Here is an 18026-nt window from a genome sequence, read left to right as displayed (position 1 = left end):
CTGGCCCATCTGCTTCACTGCCATCGCGATTCCCTCCGAGCTTCGTCTCAGAGAATCACAATCAGCGAATTACGCAACAGGCCCAAGAGGGGCGAGGGGCTTAGGTCGTTCGCGGCAGTCCTTCATGGCTTCGTCATCCCAGGGCGGAGCGAACGCGAAGCGGAGCGCAGACCCTGGGATCCATGCCGTTACGTCAGCCGAAGAATGCAACGACGCAGATTGAAAGCCGTTCTGTAGCGATCCCTTTCACCTCCTGTCCTTCCCGCATCAAAAAGTCCCGCCCGTTGCACCGCGGAGAGGTCACGGCATGGATCCCAGGGTCTTCGCGACGTCGCTTCGCGCCTGCTCCGCCCTAGGATGACGAAGCTGGGGAGGTTTGGCCAATCTCGAAGGTTTTCAATCCCGTCCGATGACACTATGAATGACCGGCCGGGGCGGCTGCAGCTTCAAACAATCACGAGGACATCATGACAATACGCGCTGTCGTCTGGGGCGAGAATATCCATGAGCGGACCAATGAGGTGGTCGCCGGCATCTATCCTGAGGGCATGCACGCGACGATCGCCAATGCGCTGAAGCTCGACCCGGAGATTTCGGTGTCGTGGGCGACGCTGGAGCAGAAGGAGCATGGGCTGCCGGCCGACCGTCTGGCCGAGACCGATGTCTTGCTGTGGTGGGGGCACAAGGACCATGGCGCCGTCGCCGACGAAGTGGTCGAGCGCGTGGCGCGCCGCGTCTGGGAAGGCATGGGGCTGATCGTTCTCCATTCCGGCCATTTCTCGAAAATCTTCAAGAAGCTGATGGGCACGCCCTGCACGCTGAAATGGCGCGAGGCGGGCGAGCGCGAACGGCTTTGGGTGACCAGCCCCAACCACCCTATTGCTGCCGGGATCGGCGAGTATTTCGAGCTCGAGAACGAGGAGATGTATGGCGAGCAGTTCGCCGTGCCGGAGCCGCTCGAGACCGTGTTCATCTCCTGGTTCCAGGGCGGCGAAGTGTTCCGGTCGGGGCTGACCTATCGCCGCGGCGCCGGTAACATCTTCTATTTCAGGCCCGGCCACGAGACCTATCCGACCTATCACGACGCCAACGTCCACAAGGTGCTGCGCAATGCGGTGAGATGGGCGCACAACCCCCAAGGCTCCAATCCGGCCATCCTCGATGCGCCGAACGTGCCGGTGGAAAAGGCGCTCGAGCCGATCGTCGAGCGCGGCGGAAAACTTCATTCCGCGGGCGAAGCCGGCTTTCGCTAGACCAAATCCATGATCGAACAAGAAGATAAAGCCCTGTCCTAAGGATAAGAATCATGCGCCTCTTGATACTCGGCACCGGTTGGATGGCGGAGGAGCACGCCAGGCAGTTCGGCAAGATCGAGGGCGTCGAACTGATCGGCGCCGTCGATCTCGACCGCACGCGCGTCGACAAGTTTTCGGACATCTACGGTATCCCCAACCGGTTCGCGTCGCTGGACGAGGCGCTGGCATGGGGCAAGTTCGATGCGGTGGCGAACGTGACGCCTGATCGCATCCACCATCCGACCACCATGATGCTGATCGCGGCGGGCAAGCCGGTGCTGTGCGAGAAACCGCTGGCCGAAAACTTCGAGAAAGCCAGTGAGATGGCCGCTGCCGCCGAGCGGGCCGGCATCATCAACATGGTCAACCTGACCTATCGCAATGTCGCGCCGCTGCAGAGAGCGCGCGCCATGGTGCTGGCCGGCGACATCGGCACGGTCAGGCATGTCGAGGCGTCCTATCTGCAGAGCTGGCTGGTGTCCAAATTCTGGGGCGACTGGCGCACCGATTCGAAATGGCTGTGGCGGCTGTCGCGCGGCCATGGCTCCAACGGCGTGCTGGGCGACGTCGGTATCCACATCCTCGATTTCGCCAGCTATGGCGCGGCGCTCGACATCGACCATGTGTTCTGCCGCCTGAGATCCTTCGACAAGGCGCCCGAAAACCGCATCGGCGAATACGAGCTCGACGCCAATGACAGTTTCACCATGGCGCTGGATTTCAGCAATGGCGCTTTCGGTGTCGTTCATGCCAGCCGCTGGGCGACGGGCCATTTGAACGAACTCCGCCTGCGCATCTACGGCGACAAGGGTGGCATCGAAGTCGTGCACAATCTGACCAGCTCGGAGCTGAAAGCCTGCATCGGCGAGGACATCGAGAACGCCAAATGGCAGGTTCTGGACGCCGGAACGGTGGCGACCAACTACCAGCGCTTTGTCGATGCAGCCCGCAACGGCATCCAGGCCGAACCGTCTTTCCGCCATGCTGCTGAATTGCAGAAGGTGCTCGACCTCGCCGTGGTGTCGGATGAGAAGAGGGCAGAATTGAGCACTCACGCGGACGCGCAATAGGCTTGGGTTCCTCGCCGTAGGGCGGGGCGGTCGACCGATGCTGTTCAACGGCACAAGCAGCGGAAGCATCTGGCTGCATCGCTTGCATATGCCTCGACGCTGCTCATAATGTGCGGACAAGGCATCGCGACTCTATCGAATCGCTAGAAAACCGATGGATAAATGAGCAAACCAGATCGCTAAATTCTTCTTTGCATAGGTATTTAGATGATCCAATCTTCCCATAAATTTAAAGAACGCACGTCCTTTGAAAGCGCAGAATCGGTTTTAGCGGCTATTCTAGTTTTATGTCTCTTCGCTGCGATTCTCGCCTTCTTCCATTACAATCCTGAGCTCCGATCAGCCATTGCCGGGGCTTTTCGGCCGTCTGACAATTTCATCGCGACCGTGGAAAGTGACCCATTTGCTGTTCTTGGCGTCGTCAGCCTTTCCCTAGTTGCCTTTGTCGCAACGCTATTTTTTCTTATTACAACATGGTCTATTGCGACGAGATCCATTCACTTGTTATCTGCACGCTTCCTCGCGTCGGCCAACCGCAGTGTTGAGTCAGATAAAGGCAATTGAGCGCACGATCGGTCTCTCCAATAGGACGTCAAATCTTTGCCGATAGATCCGCACCTCCGGATAAGTCCAACCACCCATCTGGGCCATCGGTGGCAACCAACTGACTGAATCTAAGCCTCAATGCCGCAGGATCTTGCTCCGCCCTGGGACGAAGTCATGATTGGCTGAGGGGCAATCGCGGATGTCGGAGATCGGCGGAGCGTTTCCTGGTCCCACCCAACATAGCCGCACCTGGGAGATGAAACTATGGAGACCAGCGTAAGGAAGCTATTCGAGCGATATGAGCGCTTTTTCAACCAGTCCCTCGGCGGCGACATGGACATGGATGAGGTCGCATCGCTGTATGCTTCGGACTTCATAGCGGCTTCGCCCGCCGGGGTCATGACTGGAAAGAACGATAAGCAATTCAAGCAGGTCATGGCGCAAGGCCATGCGCACTATCGCGCGATAGGGACGAAGGAAATGCGGATACGCAATGTCCGGCTCTCGCCGATAGACGAACATCATTGCGTGGCTCATGTCGCCTGGACAGCAACCTATGCCCGCAAGGATCAATCGAAGGTGGCGATAGATTTTGACGTCCACTACCTCGTGCAGAAGTTGGACGGCGAGCCGAAGGTTTTCGGCTGGATATCGGACGACGAGCAGGCGCTGTTGAGAAAGCACGGCATCGTCTGAGGTCCGCTTTCTCCTGATGCCCCCCTAATGCCGCAGGATCTTGCTCAGAAAAGCGCGGCTGCGGTCGGTCTTCGGATGCGAGAAGAACTCGTCCGGCGTGCCGCTCTCGACGATGGCGCCGGCGTCCATGAACACCACCCGCTGCGCGACCTTGCGGGCAAAGCCCATCTCGTGCGTCACCACCATCATGGTCATGCCTTCCTCGGCCACCGCGACCATGACGTCGAGCACTTCCGAGATCATCTCGGGATCGAGGGCCGAGGTCGGCTCGTCGAACAGCATGATCTTGGGGCGCATGCCGAGGCAGCGGGCGATCGCCACGCGCTGCTGCTGGCCGCCTGAGAGCTGCGCCGGATAGGCGTCGATCTTGTCGGCAAGACCGACCTTGGCGAGCAATTCGCGCCCGGCCATTTCGGCCTCGGCGCGCGGGATCTTGCGGACATGGATCGGCGCCAGGGTGACGTTCTCGAGCGCCGTCTTGTGCGGATAGAGGTTGAACGACTGGAAGACGAAGCCGATCTCGGTGCGCAGCCGCGTCATGTTGGTGGCGGCGTCGCCGAGGCGCTGGCCGTCGACCGTCAGGTCGCCGTCGCGGATCGTCTCCAGCCCGTTGATGCAGCGGATCAGGGTGCTCTTGCCCGAGCCGCTCGGGCCGCAGACGACGACCACTTCGCGCGGCTCGACGCTCAGCGTGATATCCCTGAGCACGTTGAGCGTGCCGAACCATTTGTTGACGCCGCGAAATTCGATCATGCCAGTGCCATTTTTTTTAAGGTTCGACATCACAACTGCACCTCGCCATGCGCCGCGCCCATGCGTTGCTCCAGCCGGCGGGCCAGCATGATCAGGGGGTAGCAGACGATGAAGTAACCGAGCCCGACGAGGAAGAAGACCAGCAGGCCGTTGGGTACACGCTGCACCACCAGCCAGCCGACGCGGGTGAGGTCGGTGAGCCCGATGGCCGAAACGACGGAGGAATCCTTGATCAGCAGCACATATTGCCCGACCAGCGGCGGCAGCACGATGCGCATCGCCTGCGGCAGCACCACCTGGCGCATGCGCTGCCAGCGCGACAGGCCGGACGCAAGTGCTGCCTCGACCTGGCCGGTCGGCACCGAGCGGATGCCGGCGACGACGATCTCGCAGATGAAGCAGGCGGCCAGGTTGGTCAGCGCAATGATGCCGGCGGTGAAGGCGTCGAGCTCGATGCCGAGTTCCGGCAGGATGAAGAAGATCAGGAAGATCTGCACCAGGAACGGCGTGCCACGGATCAGGTCGACCCAGGCACCGATCGCGCCGCTGATCAGCCGGTTGCCGCCGGTGCGCAGGATGCCGAGGCCGAAGCCGAGCAGCGTGCCCAGCACCAGGCTGATCAGCGACAGCACCACGGTCATGCCGAGGCCGCGCAGCGCCAGGGGATAGCTGCCGGCGACGCTTTGCAGCTGCTGCCAGATCATATCCGTGCCCCCGCGAGGCCGAGCCAGCGCCCGGAGAGCGCCGCCAGTCCCTTCAGCCCGTAATAGAGCAGGAGGTAGAAGGCGGCGATGGTGATGAAACCTTCCGCCGGCATGAAGCGGTCGGAGGCGAGCAATTGTCCGGCGCGCGTCAGCTCGGCAACCGAGATCAGCGACAACAGGGCGGAATCCTTGACCAGCACGATCGCCTGGCCGAGCAGCGGCGGGATCGTCACCTTGAACGCCTGCGGCAGGATGACGAGACGCATGCGCTGGACATAGGTCATGCCCGAAGCGACGCCGGCCTCGACCTGGCCGCGCGGGATCGACAGGATGCCGGCACGGATGATCTCGGCGACATAGGCGCCGCTGTTCAGCGACAAAGCGAGGATGCCGACGACGAACTCGGGCAGGATAAAGCCGAGCCGCGGCAGGCCGAAATAGAGGAAATAGAGCTGCGCCAGTAAGGGCGTGGCGCGCACCGCGTCGATATAGGCCTTGGCCGGGACGCGGAACAGCCGGCCGCGCTGCAAATTCATCGCGGCGAGCACGATGCCGACGGCGAGCGCGCCGGCAAAGGACAGGACAGACAGCCACACGGTCGTGACGAGGCCCTGCCCGAACAGGGGCAGATATTGGACGATGGTGCGGAAGCTGAAGTTTTCGAGCATGGTGAGTGGGCAGTAGTGAGTAGGCAGTAGTGAGTAGTGAGTAGTGAGTAGTGAGTAGTGAGTAGTGAGTAGTGAGTAGTGAAGGTGTCCGGAATGGCCATCCCTACTTCCTACTTCCTACTTCCTACTCCCTACTCCCTACTCCCTATCCGTTAGTGGTCTTTCTTCCAGGCGTCGGAATTCACCCAGTAATCGAGGTTCTTTTGCAGGCGGCCGTCGAGGCTGACCTGGTCGAGGAACAGGTTCATCCAGACCAGCAGGTCCTGCTCGTCATAGCGCGTGGCGAAGGCCAGCGGCTCCTTCGACAGCATATCCGGCATGATGGTGAAGCTGCCGGCTGGGTAAGCGGTCGACTGCCCCTTGACCGCCGAGACGTCGTTGACGCCGCAATCGGCCTGGCCGTTATTGACGGCGTCGAGCAGCAGCGGGCCGCCGCCCTTGTAGCTCTTGATGTCGGCATCGGGGAAGGCGGCCTTGGCTTCCTTCTCGCCGGTGGCGCCGAGCAGCACCGCGATCTTGGTGCCTTTGGCCTTGCAGTCCTCGGTGGACTTGAAGGCGGTCCCAGCCTTGGTGAAGACGGTGCTGCCCGTGTACATGTAAGGCTTGGTAAAGGCGACCTTCATGCCGCGCGCCAGCGTCGGCGTCATGTCGGCGACCAGAAGATCGGCCTTGCCCGACAGCAGCGCCGGGATCAGGCCGTCCCAGTCGAAGTCGAGGAAGGTGATCTTGACGCCCATTTCCTTGGCCATCAGTTCGGCGAGTTCGACCGAACTGCCGGTGCGTTCGCCGGCAGCACCCACCAGCGAAAAGGGCGGGCCTTGCGTCTGCACCGCAACGCGCAACTCACCGCGCTTGGTAATCTCGTCGAGGGTTCCGGCACTGGCGGCAGCGGTGAGGCCGACGAGCGCAAGTCCGGCGATGAAAAGCTTGGCAATCTTCATTTGGGCATTCCTCCTTGTTGTCGTTTGTTGTTCCACTTGTTGTTTCACCCCATCGGGTGCTTTTTGAGCGGCAGCGCCGTTGCCGGCGGCAACCACCGTTCGAAAATCTTCAATCCCAGCTCACCGTTTCGGCGACCTTGATGCCGCGCCTGGCCAGCTCGTCGAGGAAGCGGCCATCGGGCACATGCAGCAGTGGGTTGAGCAGGCCGGGCGTGGCGATCTCGCGCCGTGCCAGCATCTGCGCCACGATGCTGGCGGGATAGCCGACGCCAAGGCTCATGCCGAACAGGCCGGAGGCGAGGTCGCGTTCGATGACCAGCTCCGAGGTCACCGTCTTGCGGCGGCCGCCTTCGCTGCCGACAAACACGTTGCGCATGACGCAAAGGTCCTTTTCGTCCGCGCCATATTGCAGTTGCGGGCCAAGCAGCCGGCCGAGGAATTCGCGTGGGCTGACACCGGTGCCGGATACCTTTTCCTCGGACAGGAAGCCGAGCTGCTTCAGCGGCGCCCAGAACGCCGACCAGCCAAGCCAGCGCAGCGAATATCGGCCGGAGCGCTGCAGCCCCTTTGCGGCGGCAAGCATGCCGGCATAATGCGGCGCGTCGCCATTGGGGAAGGCTTCCAGCCTGCCCAGCCCCGCCACCTCGATCTCGTGGATGAAGCGATTGTCGTGCTGGCGGGCGGCCGGCACATCGACCCGTTCGCCATTCTCGACCAGCACACTGTCGCGGTTCTGGCTGACCAGAACCATGTCGAAATTCCAGCTCACCTTGTAGCGCAGCGGCTCGACCACCGCTTTCGGCTCGGGAATGCCGCCGCAGTAGGAATCGATCGCGGTGATGGTGTCGAACTGGCTTGCGGCGCGCGCGTAGAGCACAAGGTCGATGCCGGGGTCGAGCCCGCATTCGGTGACGATCGAGACGCCGGCCTTTTCGGCCTCCGGCGCGAGATCGGCGATGGCCTTGCCGTAATTGGTGGTGACCAGCGGCGTGCGCGTCGCGATCGCCGCCTGCACCGCCTCGCGCATCAGCGGTTGCGGCAACAGGTCGATGACCGCGTCGACGTCCTTCATCACATCGGCCAATGCTGGGCCGATCGCGTCCTCCGGCACGACGAAACGCACCCGGGCAAGGTCGGTCAGGCCGCCAAGCCGCGCAGCGCCGTCGGTTGCGGTGTCGACACAGACCACTTGCTCGACGCCGTCACTGGCAACGAGATCGGCGATCGCCGCCCGGCCTTGCAGGCCGAGGCCGCCGAGAACCGCGATCTTCATGCCATTTCCTTCCGCGGCTCGTCCGACCAGCAGCCTTCCGGCAGGCTGACCCATTTGTTGCAGGAGGCCATGACGACGAAGGTCTCGCTGCGCACGACTTCGCCCGGCTCACCGGCGCCGGGGATCAGCTCGCTGGTGACGCGGTAGAGATCGGCGACATCACCGGCCACAGTCACGTCGACGATGATGTCGAAGCGTCCGGTGACGACGGCTGCCGAGTTCACGAAAGGCAGTTCGGAGATGCGCTGCGCCAGTTCCCGGGCGCGGCCGCGTCCCTGCGCATTGATGCCGACGATCGCCGAGATCAGCTCGGGGCGTTCGGTGAGGTTGAGCAGCCCGACGATCTTGAGCAGGTTGCGGTCGAGCAGGTTGCGCAGCCGCATGCGCACCGTCGGCACCGAGATCGCCATCTTCTCGGCGAGGCGGTTGACGCCAAGCTGCGCGTCCTGCGACAGCAGCTTGACCAGTCGCCGGTCGGTCTGATCGAGATGTTCGCGCAAACGCTCAGGCTTTCATAAAGGGAAATAAACGGTCGGATTTTCTTTCGGATATGAAAATACGTTATGAGAGATTTTTAACAATGGCAAGAGGCATGTCGTGCGCGGTGCCCCTATGCCTGTCGGCAGTTTCGTCGAGGACGCCACATTTTGTTCTTGCTTTGTGCCGGCAGCTATGCTATTAATTTGGATATGGTGCCAATTTGGCTCCAACGACCCATCCTCCCGAGGCGGGTTTTTGTTTCCGGATCTTTTGAAGGTTCAGCGCCGCCGGTCTAAGGTTGGCGAGACAGCGTGGTTCCGCGGAGCGCAGCCGCAGTTCATGCCTTCACGTGACGGGCGGAAAGGCTCATCCGCGAAATGGCCAAAATCGGCTTTTCAACAAAACTGTAGCTGGCCAGGGAGACGGCAATGCAGGCGGTGACAATAACCATGCCAGCAAGCCATGGTGATACGCTGACGCTTGCAACGACAGGAGCGGTCGCAAGCAGCACGATAGGATGCGTCAGATAGAGAGAGTAGGAGGCATCGCCCAACCTTGCCAGCAGGCGAGGAGCAAAAAGCCGGAAGTAGTTTTCCAGGCTGATGCAACCGGCGACAAGGATCAAGGCCGGGATTCCCTGAGCAAGGGTTCGCGGCAAGTTGAAGCCAAGTACCATCACCAGCATGGACACGATGGCGAACACGAGCGCCGAGACACCCAGGACGGTAGGCAAACGCGCCAGTCTGCCGACCAGGTGGCCGAGCGCCATGCCGGCAAGGAACTCAAACAGGATTGGCGTGGTATAGAAAAACAGCACAGTGTCGGCGGCGGGTTTGAAGACGATGCGCGCCGCTACGGCGATTGCAAAGACAACGCCGACCATGGCCATTTGCGTCAGCGTGCCGACACGCATAGTCGCCGCGAACAGAATGTAAAACAGGATTTCCAGATTGAGCGTCCAACCCACGCCCAGCACCGGTTGGACATAGCCTGTGACCGTATCGAGATAGGGTATGAAAAGCAGGCTATTGGTGATCTGCTCAAGAGACACTGCACGATCGGCAAACAACCAAAGTGCGGCGACCATGAGGAAGGTCATAACCCAATAGAACGGAACGACGCGCGTGAACCGCTGCATCAAAAAAGCACGGTGGTCTGAGCGTCTGTTCTCCGTCGAGAGAACCATGACAAAACCACTGATGACGAAAAACAAGTCGACGCCACTGTTCAGAACGGGAATACGCAGGTCGAGCATGCCCAGTGCGCCCGGAAGATGATAGGTAACAACCATGAGGGCTGCCAGCCCCCGCAGGATCTGTATCGATGTATACTGTTGAATCCGGCGCGGCGCGGCGTGATCATTCTGCGGAATGATTTTCATAAAAATGGTCCCCGGTGCGGGAGAGCACTAACATACGGGGTCGTTGATGTGCTGATTAATTGCTGGTTTAATTAATATGTAAAGTTTTAGATAGATTTTACTGACATTAGCGTGCTGCCACGCTTGAGTTCGCCGACTTAGACCTGCCTATTTGCCAAAACTTGCTATCTCCCCCCTGAAGAGGGGGATCGGCGGCCATCGACGCTTTCCCCGTGCTAACGACTGGTCTCGAAGATAGCGACGGCTGCCGCTGTCAGCGCAGCGTTACCGGGTGCTACTGTTCCATCAGGAAGCTCCTTGCCGTCTTCCAGTCCGACGCGCGTCGACCAACGGCGTTCCGCCGCCCGGTGCACGAAAGGCCAGACCGTGGCGTCGGCGCCGTGCAGCAGGATTGCCCGGCGCATTCCGGCGCCGTCGAGCACGGCGGCGATATCGTCGCTGATCTCAAGCGCAGCGTCCGGCTCCTGCTCGGAGATTTCGATCAGGATGCGCAGCACGCGGTTGCCATGGTCGAGGCTCACCAGGCGTTCGGCGTCGGCTACGGAGGCAAGCCCCGCCTCGATGCCAATGCCGCGCTGGCGCAGACGGCCCATGACTGCCGGTGCTGCATTCTCGCTGAGATTGACCGAGGCATAGTCGGGCAGCTCGCTCCAGCGGGCGATCGCGGCAAGCGTGCGCTCGTCGTCGCTCTCGATCCAGGCGCCGGTGGAGACGCCGATCAGCGTTCCCGGGCAGGCGCGGCGCAGCGCCAGCACGGTCGGGTCCATTGCGTCAGGGGCAAGGCTTTCGCGGCCATCGAGCCCGCGTGCATGGACATGCAACTCGGCCGCACCTGCGGCCACGCAGGCCGTGCCGTCTCGCGCAATGGCTTCGGGATCAAGCGGCAGTCGGGGGTGGAAATCGGCGCTGCGCGCGCCATTGATGCAGGTCTGGACGATCATGAGGTGGTGGTCCCGTTGAGTGGAACAAGTTTAGCCCATGACCACGAAATCGGAAATTGAATGACGTCCCGTCCCGCAAGGCTCACCCGGCAAGAAACGGGTGGTCTGCGCGGGCCGCTTCACCCATTTCAATTGACAGAGAAGCCACAGGAGGCGAAGCCATGACCATCCATTCGATAGGCGCGAAAGCGGCGGTGAAATCGGCGGAGGTGCGCGTTGCCGGATATGATTGGCGGACGCTGGCCGATGAGCTGAGCGGCTATGGCTGCGCGGTGATGGAAAAGCTGCTGACGCCGCAGGAGTGCCGGCATATCGCCGGGCTCTATCCGGACGAGAGCCATTTCCGCAGCCATGTGCACATGGCGCGGCATGGTTTCGGCAAGGGCGAGTACCGCTATTTCCGCTATCCCTTGCCCGACTTGATCGGCGGCTTGCGCACCGCGCTCTATCCGCGCCTGGCCGCGGTTGCCAACGACTGGAACGCGCGCATGGGTATCGCGCAGCGCTATCCCGACGAACACGCGGCGTTCCTCGAGCAATGCCACGAGCAGGGCCAGACGCGGCCGACGCCGCTCCTGCTGCAATATGTCCCCGGCGACTTCAACTGCCTGCACCAGGATCTCTACGGCGATCTTGCCTTCCCGCTGCAGGTGGCGATCCTATTGTCGGAACCAGGCAAGGATTTCACCGGCGGCGAGTTCGTGCTGACCGAGCAGCGTCCGCGCATGCAGAGCCGCGTCGAGGTGGTGCCGCTGCGCCAGGGCGATGCGGTCGCCTTCGCGGTCCACAATCGTCCGGTCCAGGGCAGCAAGGGCAATTACCGCGTCAACCTCAGGCATGGCGTCAGCCGGCTACGCTCCGGCATGCGCCACACTGTGGGCATCATCTTCCACGACGCCAAGTAACCGAGCCGCCGGTCCAGGCCGCCGGCGATTACCGGGAAAAATCGCTGCGCACGATGCCGTGGCGCTGGAGCTTGTCGTAGAAAGTCTTGCGCGGAATCCCCAGCGCTTCGATCGTGCGCCTGACATCGCCGTCGTTGCGGCCAAGCGTCTCGCGGATGATGTCGGCCTCGTAGCGCTCCAGCCGCTCCGGCAGCTTCATGGCGGCGTTCGATTGGGTCGGGGCAGGGGGTTGCGTCTCGGCGCCTTCCTCCAATCCAAGCACGAACCGCTCGGCGAAATGCGCCAGCTCGCGCACATTTCCCGGCCAGTCATGGTCGCTCAGATGGCGATGCACCGTCGCTGGAACTGCCGGCACAGGGCGGTGGAAGCGGGCGGCGGCGCGCTCCGCAAAATAGAAAAACAGCAGGGCGACATCGTCGCGGCGCTCGCGCAGCGGCGGGATCGAGATCGTCACCACGTTGAGCCGGTAATAGAGATCCTCGCGGAAAGCGCCGCGCTGGCGCGGATCGCCGAGGTCGACCTTGGCGGCGGCGACGACGCGCAGATCCACCGGCCGCACCTCGTTGGTGCCGAGCGGCGTGACCTCGCGCATCTCCAGCACGCGCAGCATCTGCACCTGTGTCGAGACCGGCATGCTTTCGATCTCGTCGAGGAACAGCGTGCCGCCGCTGGCGTGCTCGATGCGGCCGATCCGTTTCTTCTGCGCGCCGGTGAAGGCGCCGGCCTCATGGCCGAACAACTCGCTCTCGATGACGGTCTCCGGCAGCGTGCCGCAATTCAGCGCGACGAAATTGCCCTTGGCGCGGCGGCTCCAGCGATGCAGAAGACTTGCCACCACCTCCTTGCCGGAGCCGGTCTCGCCGGTCACCAGCACGTCGACGTCGGTATCGGCGATCTGGCGCAGCGTACGGCGCAGCCTGCCCATCGCCGGCGTCTGGCCGATCAGCGGCAGGCTGTCCTGCGCCTCTCCGGCCGCCTCGCGCAAGGCCCGGTTCTCCATTACCAGGCGGCGCTTTTCCGCTGCGCGGCGCACGCTCTGCACCAGCCGGTCGGCGGCGAAGGGCTTGGTGATGAAGTCGTAGGCGCCGTCCTTGATCGCCTTGACGGCCATGGCGATGTCGCCATGGCCGGTGACGAGGATGACGGGAATGTCGGCATCCAGCCGCAGGATGCGATTGAAAAGCTGCAAGCCGTCGATCTGAGGCATGCGGATATCCGACACCACGACGCCGGCAAAACCGGCGTCGAGCGTGGCCAGCGCCTCGGCCGCCACCGCAAAGGCCGAGACCGAGAAGCCGGCAAGCTCCAGCGTCTGCGCGGTGGCCTTGAGGAGATCGCGATCGTCATCGATCAGGACCACCGGTGCGGAATTGTCGTTCGTCATGATGGCTTACGCTGCTTTCTGGAGATGAATGGTGAAGCGGGTGCCGCTGTCGCCGCTCGAAACCTCGATGCGTCCGCCATAGTCGGCGACGATGTCCTTGGAGATGACGAGGCCGAGGCCAAGGCCTTTTTCCTTGGAGGTGTTGAACGGCGTGAACAGCGATTTGAGGATCGCCGGCGGAATGCCGGGCCCGTTGTCGGATACGCTGATGGTCACGCCATCCGCGGTCTCTTCGACCGAGACCTGCACATGAGCGTCGTCGCGGCCGTCGAGCGCCTCCAGCGCGTTCTGGAAGAGATTGATCAGCACCTGTTCGAGCCGCACCCGATTGCCCATGACCTTGAGGCTCGGCAGCGGCAGGTCGACGACCAATGCGTCGAGCCGGCCGGCAAAGCGGCTTCTCAACAGCATGACGGCGCCTTCGATGACGCCGCGCAATTCGACGGGCTCGGCGGCGGTGCGGCCCTTGCGGGCAAATGCCTTCAACTCCTCGGTGATTGAGCCGATGCGTTCGGTAAGGGCTGCAATGGCGCCGAGATTTTCCTCAGCCGGCCCGGTCTGCTTGCGGTCGAGGAAGGTGCGGGCGTTGTCGGCATAGGCACGGATGGTGGCGACCGGCTGGTTGATCTCGTGGGCGACGCCGGCGGCGACCTGGCCGAGGATGGCGAGGCGGTTGGCCTGGACCAGGTCCTGCTGCACCACCTGGAGCTTTGCCTCCGTGTTGCGGTGGCCGGTGATCTCGGCCTGCAACCGGTCGCGGGCTCGGCTCAGATCCTCGGTGCGTTCGACAACGCGGCGTTCGAGTTCGGTGCGCGCCGCCTGTTCGGCGGCAATCCGCATCTGCGCCGACTGCCGGCGCCACAACAGATACGCGGCCAGGCCGAGCAGCGGCACGACGACACCCAGTGCCAGAAGCCGCATTTCGCGGACGGCGGCGGCGATCGGCGCTTCAGCCGGGATCAGATAGTCGAGCCGCCAGGGGGTCGAAGGAACCGGCGTCGAAAGGCTGAGATACTGCGCGTCGCTGCCGCCGGGCGTCACCGCGTGGACGATCGACACATCCGGGCTGAGCGCCTGCGCGTGCATGATCGGCAACGGCACAAGCGGCGCGTCGCCGAACTGTTGGCTGTCGCGAATTGCGGCTTGCTTGGGTGCGGCCAGCGGCGCGGTTGTCATGAAGCGCCAGGACGGCACGCTGGTGATCAGCACGACGCCGTTCTCGTCGCTGACATAGGCCGGGCGGTTGGCCTCGCGCCAGTCGGCTTCGAGCTGGTCGAACTCCATCTTGACGACGACGACGCCGAGCGGTGCGGCGGCATCGCCGACGCGCCGCGAAATGTAGAGGCCGGGACGCTTGCTGACATTGCCGAGCGCAAAATATTCGGCGGTTCCGGCCTGCATCGCGCCGGAGAAATAATCGCGAAAACGGTAGTCGTTGCCGACGAAGCTGATCGGCTCGCGCCAGTTGCTGGAGGCGATCGCCAGTCCGTCGGCGCCGATCACATAGAGCACCGACGCCTTGGTGCCGGAGACCAGCCCCTCGAGCTTGCGGTTCAGCACATCTATTGCCGCGGCGTTTTTCTGCGTCAGCGCATCACGCACTTGCTGGTCCGCGGACAACAGCAGGGGCAGGGCGCGCGGGCTTTCGAGCACGGCGCGCAGCAGCGCGACCTTCAGATTGGCGTCGGTACGCCCCTGCGCCGCCAGGGTCCCGATCTCGGCGGTACGGCCGTAAAGGCCGGCGCCGTAGAGCGCTGCCGTGACGATCAAAAGCGCGACGGCCGCAAACAGCAGCCAGGCTCGGCGCGCCCGCCTGGCGAGTTGCTCGGGCGTCGAAGACAAGGCACCGGCGGGGCGTTGCAGCATCGCCCATTTGTGCATGAACTCGCACAAAACACAATTCGACCTATGCGGAGAGTCGCACTTGACCATGCGTCCGGCAGTGCGGCCGTTTGGGAATGCTCAATAAAATCAATGACGAACAACTCTTCTGCGTATCTGGCACGGCTATTGCAAACACGAATTCAGCAGTCGCGAGGCTGCTGGTCAAAACAACTGCCCCGGGGAGTCGAGCTTTCGATCGGGGCGCCATGGAGGACGTCATGCAGACAGCAATCGCTGCCGCCGGGCCGCGCGGCAAACTTCCCTTATACCGGCACCTTTATGTGCAGGTGCTGGCGGCGATCGCCGCCGGCGTGCTGCTCGGCCATTTCTATCCCGAAACCGGCGAGGCGATGAAGCCGTTCGGCGACGCCTTCATCAAGCTGGTGAAGATGGTGATCGCGCCGGTGATCTTCCTGACCGTGGCGACCGGTATCGCCGGTGTTTCCGACCTGCAGAAGGTCGGCCGCGTCGCCGGCAAGGCGATGATCTATTTCCTGGTGTTCTCGACGCTGGCGCTGGTCGTCGGCCTGGTCGTCTCCAATGTCGTCCAGCCCGGCGCCGGCATGCACATCAATCCGGCCACGCTCGATACCGCCAAGGTGACGGCCTATGCCGAGAAGGCGCACGACACGACCATCGTCGGCTTCCTCATGAACATCATCCCCGACACCATCACCGGTGCCTTCGCGCAAGGCGACATTTTGCAGGTGCTGTTCTTCTCGGTGCTGTTCGGTGTCGCCCTGGCGCTGGTCGGCGATCGCGGCCGTCCGGTCGTCGATTTCCTGCAGGCGCTGACCACGCCGATCTTCCGCCTCGTCGCCATCCTGATGAAGGCCGCGCCGATCGGCGCGTTTGGCGCCATGGCCTTCACCATCGGCAAATACGGCATCGGCTCGATCGCCAATCTGGCCATGCTGATCGGCACGTTCTACCTGACTGCGTTGCTGTTCGTGCTGGTGGTGCTCGGCGCCGTCGCCCGCTACAATGGCTTCTCGATCCTGGCGCTGATCCGCTACATCAAGGAGGAGCTGCTGCTGGTGCTCGGCACCTCGTCCTCGGAAGCGGCATTGCCGGGCCTCATGGCCAAGATGGAGCGCGCCGGCTGCAACCGCTCGGTGGTCGGCCTGGTCATCCCGACCGGCTATTCCTTCAATCTGGACGGCACCAACATCTATATGACGCTGGCCGCGCTGTTCATCGCGCAGGCGACCGACACGCCACTCACCTATGGCGACCAGATCCTGCTGCTTGCGGTCGCCATGCTGAGCTCCAAGGGTGCCGCCGGCATCACCGGCGCCGGCTTCATCACCCTGGCGGCGACGCTTTCGGTCGTCCCCACGGTGCCGGTCGCCGGCATGGCGCTGATCCTCGGCGTAGACCGCTTCATGTCGGAGTGCCGGGCGCTGACCAACTTCATCGGCAATGCGGTAGCGACGGTCGTGGTGGCACGCTGGGAAGGAGAACTCGACCAGACGAAGTTCGCCGCCGCCATGGCCGGCGACTTGCCGGAGGAAGTCGACCTGTCGCTGCCGGGTTTGCAGGCCGCCTGACTGTTTAGGCCACATGACCATAAGCCCCGGAGGCGGTTCCCCGGCTCCGGGGCAAAAGCGCCGGCGGTCGCGGCATGCCGCCTGAAACGCAACCTGAAGTGGCCCTGTTTTCGACGCGGGGCTTGTTCCAGCCGCATTTGCAGGCCACTATCCGCCATGCCTTCAGGGCACCGTCCGCTTCGCTCCCCGACCTGATCGCGAGGCGAGACATTTCCGTCGGGCTCGGTTGCGACATCACCTTGGCCGAACGTCGGAGCTTTTGCTGCCGCCCATCGTGACATGGCAGCAGCCCTCGAAGGCAATGGCGGCCTCAGTACGAAGTCGCAATGCGAAACGTGACCCGTCTCCTGTTGGAAGGCGCAAGCTTTTCCCAGGGAACTCGTTGCGCGCCAAGAGGGGCGCTTGAAGAGGGGGCAGGCCCATGAGCGGGCTTTTGCCGAACCAAAGCAAGATGCGAGGTCAAACGCGATGCAGTCTGTCCAAAACCGGCTTCCGGTATCCATCATCATCCCGAACTACAACTATGCGCGGTTCCTCAAACGCAGCATCGACAGCGCTCTCGAGCAGGACTACGCGGATGTCGAGGTCATCGTCGTCGACGATGCATCGCAGGACAATTCCACCACAATCATGGAATCGTATCACGACGAGATCCTCGCATGCCCGCGAGCGCAAAATGGCGGACACGCGGCGGCATTCAACACCGGCTTCGCTGCGAGCTCGGGCAAGATCGTCCTGTTCCTCGACGCCGACGATTATCTCTATCCCACCGCTGTCTCCACCATCGTCGAGACCTGGGACGAGGCAACCGCCCAGGTCCAGTCCAGACTGCACATCGTCGACGAGGGACAACGCATCAAGGATGTCTTTCCGCCGCCCGAACTGCCTTTCGACAGCGGCGACGTCATGCCGAAACTCCTGCACAAGGGCCGCTATCAGACGACCGTGACCAGCGGGCTCGCCTTTGACCGCGCAACACTCGAATCGATCATGCCCATCCCGGAGCCGGAGTTCCGCCAGGGCGCCGACGGCTATCTGGCAACGCTGGCGCCGATGTACGGGCACGTCCAATCGATCGACGAATGCCTCGGCGCCTACCGGATCCACGGCGCCAATCATTCGGTCTTCGGTGAAAAGCTCGCCGAGCGGGCACGCTGGCGGGTAACCCACGATTTCCGCCGCATGCAGGCGCTGTCGGACCAGGCTTCCGGGATCGGCCTGACCATCGTGCCGTCGGATGCTGTCCGCCACGATCCGGTCCACCTGGAAGAGCGGCTGGCGTCGCTTTGCGCGGACAGAGACCGACATCCCGTGGCCGACGATTCCCGGCTGGCGCTCGGGGCGGCCGGCGCCGTCGCCAGCCTCGAGATGACGGCATCGCTGCGGCGGCGCGCCATCCTCGCCGCCTGGTTCCTGTCGGTCGGGGTGCTGCCGCGGAAAATGGCGACGGCAGTCCTGTCGTGGAAGCTTGACGCGTCGTCCAGACCGGCATTTTTGAGCCGCCTGTCCAAGAGAATCCGCCAGGCGATGGGTTAGCGGATAATGCCGTGACATA

The 18026-nt window shown here is 62.8% G+C and carries 17 protein-coding genes; 7 read left to right on the top strand and 10 right to left on the bottom strand.

Annotation, left to right across the window (positions count from 1 at the left end; genetic code table 11):
* The first annotated feature begins 467 nt into the window (after positions 1-467).
* The 4 genes from NKJ12_RS25085 to NKJ12_RS25070 all read left to right on the top strand — a co-directional run bounded on the left by NKJ12_RS25085 (position 468) and on the right by NKJ12_RS25070 (position 3607).
* Positions 468-1253: a ThuA domain-containing protein gene (locus tag NKJ12_RS25085; protein ID WP_352489914.1), complete on the top strand. Its 786-nt coding sequence runs from the start codon at positions 468-470 to the stop codon at positions 1251-1253.
* Positions 1254-1306: 53 nt separating this feature from the next.
* Complete coding sequence (locus NKJ12_RS25080) at positions 1307-2365, top strand: Gfo/Idh/MocA family protein (protein ID WP_352507113.1); 1059 nt, start codon at positions 1307-1309, stop codon at positions 2363-2365.
* Between the two features lie 207 nt (positions 2366-2572).
* Positions 2573-2929: a hypothetical protein gene (locus tag NKJ12_RS25075; protein WP_352507114.1), complete on the top strand. Its 357-nt coding sequence runs from the start codon at positions 2573-2575 to the stop codon at positions 2927-2929.
* A 246-nt stretch (positions 2930-3175) separates the two neighbouring features.
* Positions 3176-3607 (top strand): DUF6841 family protein, encoded by a 432-nt coding sequence (locus NKJ12_RS25070; RefSeq protein WP_352507115.1) that lies wholly within the window; start codon positions 3176-3178, stop codon positions 3605-3607.
* Between the two features lie 24 nt (positions 3608-3631).
* Here NKJ12_RS25070 and NKJ12_RS25065 read toward each other — a convergent pair whose 3' ends face one another.
* The 8 genes from NKJ12_RS25065 to NKJ12_RS25030 all read right to left on the bottom strand — a co-directional run bounded on the left by NKJ12_RS25065 (position 3632) and on the right by NKJ12_RS25030 (position 10748).
* Positions 3632-4360, bottom strand: a complete 729-nt coding sequence (locus NKJ12_RS25065) for an amino acid ABC transporter ATP-binding protein (RefSeq protein WP_352507116.1) — start codon at positions 4358-4360, stop codon at positions 3632-3634.
* 29 nt (positions 4361-4389) lie between these two features.
* Positions 4390-5064 (bottom strand): amino acid ABC transporter permease, encoded by a 675-nt coding sequence (locus NKJ12_RS25060; protein ID WP_352455417.1) that lies wholly within the window; start codon positions 5062-5064, stop codon positions 4390-4392.
* On the bottom strand, positions 5061-5732 hold the full coding sequence (locus tag NKJ12_RS25055; protein WP_352507176.1) for an amino acid ABC transporter permease: 672 nt from the start codon (positions 5730-5732) through the stop codon (positions 5061-5063). Before NKJ12_RS25055 ends, NKJ12_RS25060 begins: the two co-directional genes overlap by 4 nt.
* A 152-nt stretch (positions 5733-5884) precedes the next feature.
* Positions 5885-6673 (bottom strand): ABC transporter substrate-binding protein, encoded by a 789-nt coding sequence (locus tag NKJ12_RS25050; RefSeq protein WP_352507117.1) that lies wholly within the window; start codon positions 6671-6673, stop codon positions 5885-5887.
* Between the two features lie 109 nt (positions 6674-6782).
* A complete protein-coding gene (locus tag NKJ12_RS25045) occupies positions 6783-7946 on the bottom strand; it encodes a saccharopine dehydrogenase family protein (RefSeq protein ID WP_352507118.1) in 1164 nt (387 codons plus the stop codon).
* Positions 7943-8446, bottom strand: coding sequence for an Lrp/AsnC family transcriptional regulator (locus NKJ12_RS25040; protein WP_352507119.1), 504 nt, complete (start codon positions 8444-8446; stop codon positions 7943-7945). Before NKJ12_RS25040 ends, NKJ12_RS25045 begins: the two co-directional genes overlap by 4 nt.
* 317 nt (positions 8447-8763) lie before the next feature.
* A complete protein-coding gene (locus NKJ12_RS25035) occupies positions 8764-9807 on the bottom strand; it encodes an acyltransferase family protein (protein ID WP_352507120.1) in 1044 nt (347 codons plus the stop codon).
* A 215-nt stretch (positions 9808-10022) separates the two neighbouring features.
* Entirely contained in the window at positions 10023-10748 is a 726-nt protein-coding gene (locus tag NKJ12_RS25030) for a 3-keto-5-aminohexanoate cleavage protein (RefSeq protein ID WP_352507121.1), read from the bottom strand.
* A gap of 161 nt (positions 10749-10909) precedes the next feature.
* On the opposite strand from NKJ12_RS25030, the gene NKJ12_RS25025 reads away from it, so the two are divergent.
* Positions 10910-11653 (top strand): 2OG-Fe(II) oxygenase, encoded by a 744-nt coding sequence (locus NKJ12_RS25025; protein ID WP_352507122.1) that lies wholly within the window; start codon positions 10910-10912, stop codon positions 11651-11653.
* A 28-nt stretch (positions 11654-11681) separates the two neighbouring features.
* Here NKJ12_RS25025 and NKJ12_RS25020 read toward each other — a convergent pair whose 3' ends face one another.
* Both NKJ12_RS25020 and NKJ12_RS25015 read right to left on the bottom strand, forming a co-directional pair.
* A complete protein-coding gene (locus NKJ12_RS25020; RefSeq protein WP_352705703.1) occupies positions 11682-13037 on the bottom strand; it encodes a sigma-54-dependent transcriptional regulator in 1356 nt (451 codons plus the stop codon).
* A 6-nt stretch (positions 13038-13043) separates the two neighbouring features.
* On the bottom strand, positions 13044-14918 hold the full coding sequence (locus NKJ12_RS25015; RefSeq protein ID WP_352705701.1) for a sensor histidine kinase: 1875 nt from the start codon (positions 14916-14918) through the stop codon (positions 13044-13046).
* A 221-nt stretch (positions 14919-15139) separates the two neighbouring features.
* Between NKJ12_RS25015 and NKJ12_RS25010 the strand changes: the two genes are divergently transcribed.
* On the top strand, positions 15140-16471 hold the full coding sequence (locus tag NKJ12_RS25010) for a dicarboxylate/amino acid:cation symporter (protein ID WP_352705698.1): 1332 nt from the start codon (positions 15140-15142) through the stop codon (positions 16469-16471).
* 468 nt (positions 16472-16939) lie between these two features.
* On the top strand, positions 16940-18007 hold the full coding sequence (locus NKJ12_RS25005) for a glycosyltransferase family 2 protein (protein WP_352705697.1): 1068 nt from the start codon (positions 16940-16942) through the stop codon (positions 18005-18007).
* The last annotated feature ends 19 nt before the right edge of the window (positions 18008-18026 follow it).

Origin of the sequence: Mesorhizobium sp. M0195, from assembly GCF_040322115.1 — a bacterium.
GTDB lineage: Bacteria > Pseudomonadota > Alphaproteobacteria > Rhizobiales > Rhizobiaceae > Mesorhizobium.
Note: the sequence above shows the minus strand (reverse complement) of the source record. Positions and strands in the feature narration are given on the sequence as shown.

Excerpts from the sequence above, each read along its gene's own strand:
- NKJ12_RS25045 (WP_352507118.1), bottom strand. The coding sequence starts at position 7,946 with ATGAAGATCGCGGTTCTCGGCGGCCTCGGCCTGCAAGGCCGGGCGGCG.
- NKJ12_RS25070 (WP_352507115.1), top strand. The coding sequence starts at position 3,176 with ATGGAGACCAGCGTAAGGAAGCTATTCGAGCGATATGAGCGCTTTTTC.
- NKJ12_RS25015 (WP_352705701.1), bottom strand. The coding sequence starts at position 14,918 with ATGCACAAATGGGCGATGCTGCAACGCCCCGCCGGTGCCTTGTCTTCG.
- NKJ12_RS25075 (WP_352507114.1), top strand. The coding sequence starts at position 2,573 with ATGATCCAATCTTCCCATAAATTTAAAGAACGCACGTCCTTTGAAAGC.
- NKJ12_RS25085 (WP_352489914.1), top strand. The coding sequence starts at position 468 with ATGACAATACGCGCTGTCGTCTGGGGCGAGAATATCCATGAGCGGACC.
- NKJ12_RS25005 (WP_352705697.1), top strand. The coding sequence starts at position 16,940 with ATGCAGTCTGTCCAAAACCGGCTTCCGGTATCCATCATCATCCCGAAC.
- NKJ12_RS25010 (WP_352705698.1), top strand. The coding sequence starts at position 15,140 with ATGCAGACAGCAATCGCTGCCGCCGGGCCGCGCGGCAAACTTCCCTTA.
- NKJ12_RS25060 (WP_352455417.1), bottom strand. The coding sequence starts at position 5,064 with ATGATCTGGCAGCAGCTGCAAAGCGTCGCCGGCAGCTATCCCCTGGCG.
- NKJ12_RS25065 (WP_352507116.1), bottom strand. The coding sequence starts at position 4,360 with ATGATCGAATTTCGCGGCGTCAACAAATGGTTCGGCACGCTCAACGTG.
- NKJ12_RS25080 (WP_352507113.1), top strand. The coding sequence starts at position 1,307 with ATGCGCCTCTTGATACTCGGCACCGGTTGGATGGCGGAGGAGCACGCC.
- NKJ12_RS25035 (WP_352507120.1), bottom strand. The coding sequence starts at position 9,807 with ATGAAAATCATTCCGCAGAATGATCACGCCGCGCCGCGCCGGATTCAA.
- NKJ12_RS25030 (WP_352507121.1), bottom strand. The coding sequence starts at position 10,748 with ATGATCGTCCAGACCTGCATCAATGGCGCGCGCAGCGCCGATTTCCAC.
- NKJ12_RS25025 (WP_352507122.1), top strand. The coding sequence starts at position 10,910 with ATGACCATCCATTCGATAGGCGCGAAAGCGGCGGTGAAATCGGCGGAG.
- NKJ12_RS25020 (WP_352705703.1), bottom strand. The coding sequence starts at position 13,037 with ATGACGAACGACAATTCCGCACCGGTGGTCCTGATCGATGACGATCGC.
- NKJ12_RS25055 (WP_352507176.1), bottom strand. The coding sequence starts at position 5,732 with ATGCTCGAAAACTTCAGCTTCCGCACCATCGTCCAATATCTGCCCCTG.
- NKJ12_RS25050 (WP_352507117.1), bottom strand. The coding sequence starts at position 6,673 with ATGAAGATTGCCAAGCTTTTCATCGCCGGACTTGCGCTCGTCGGCCTC.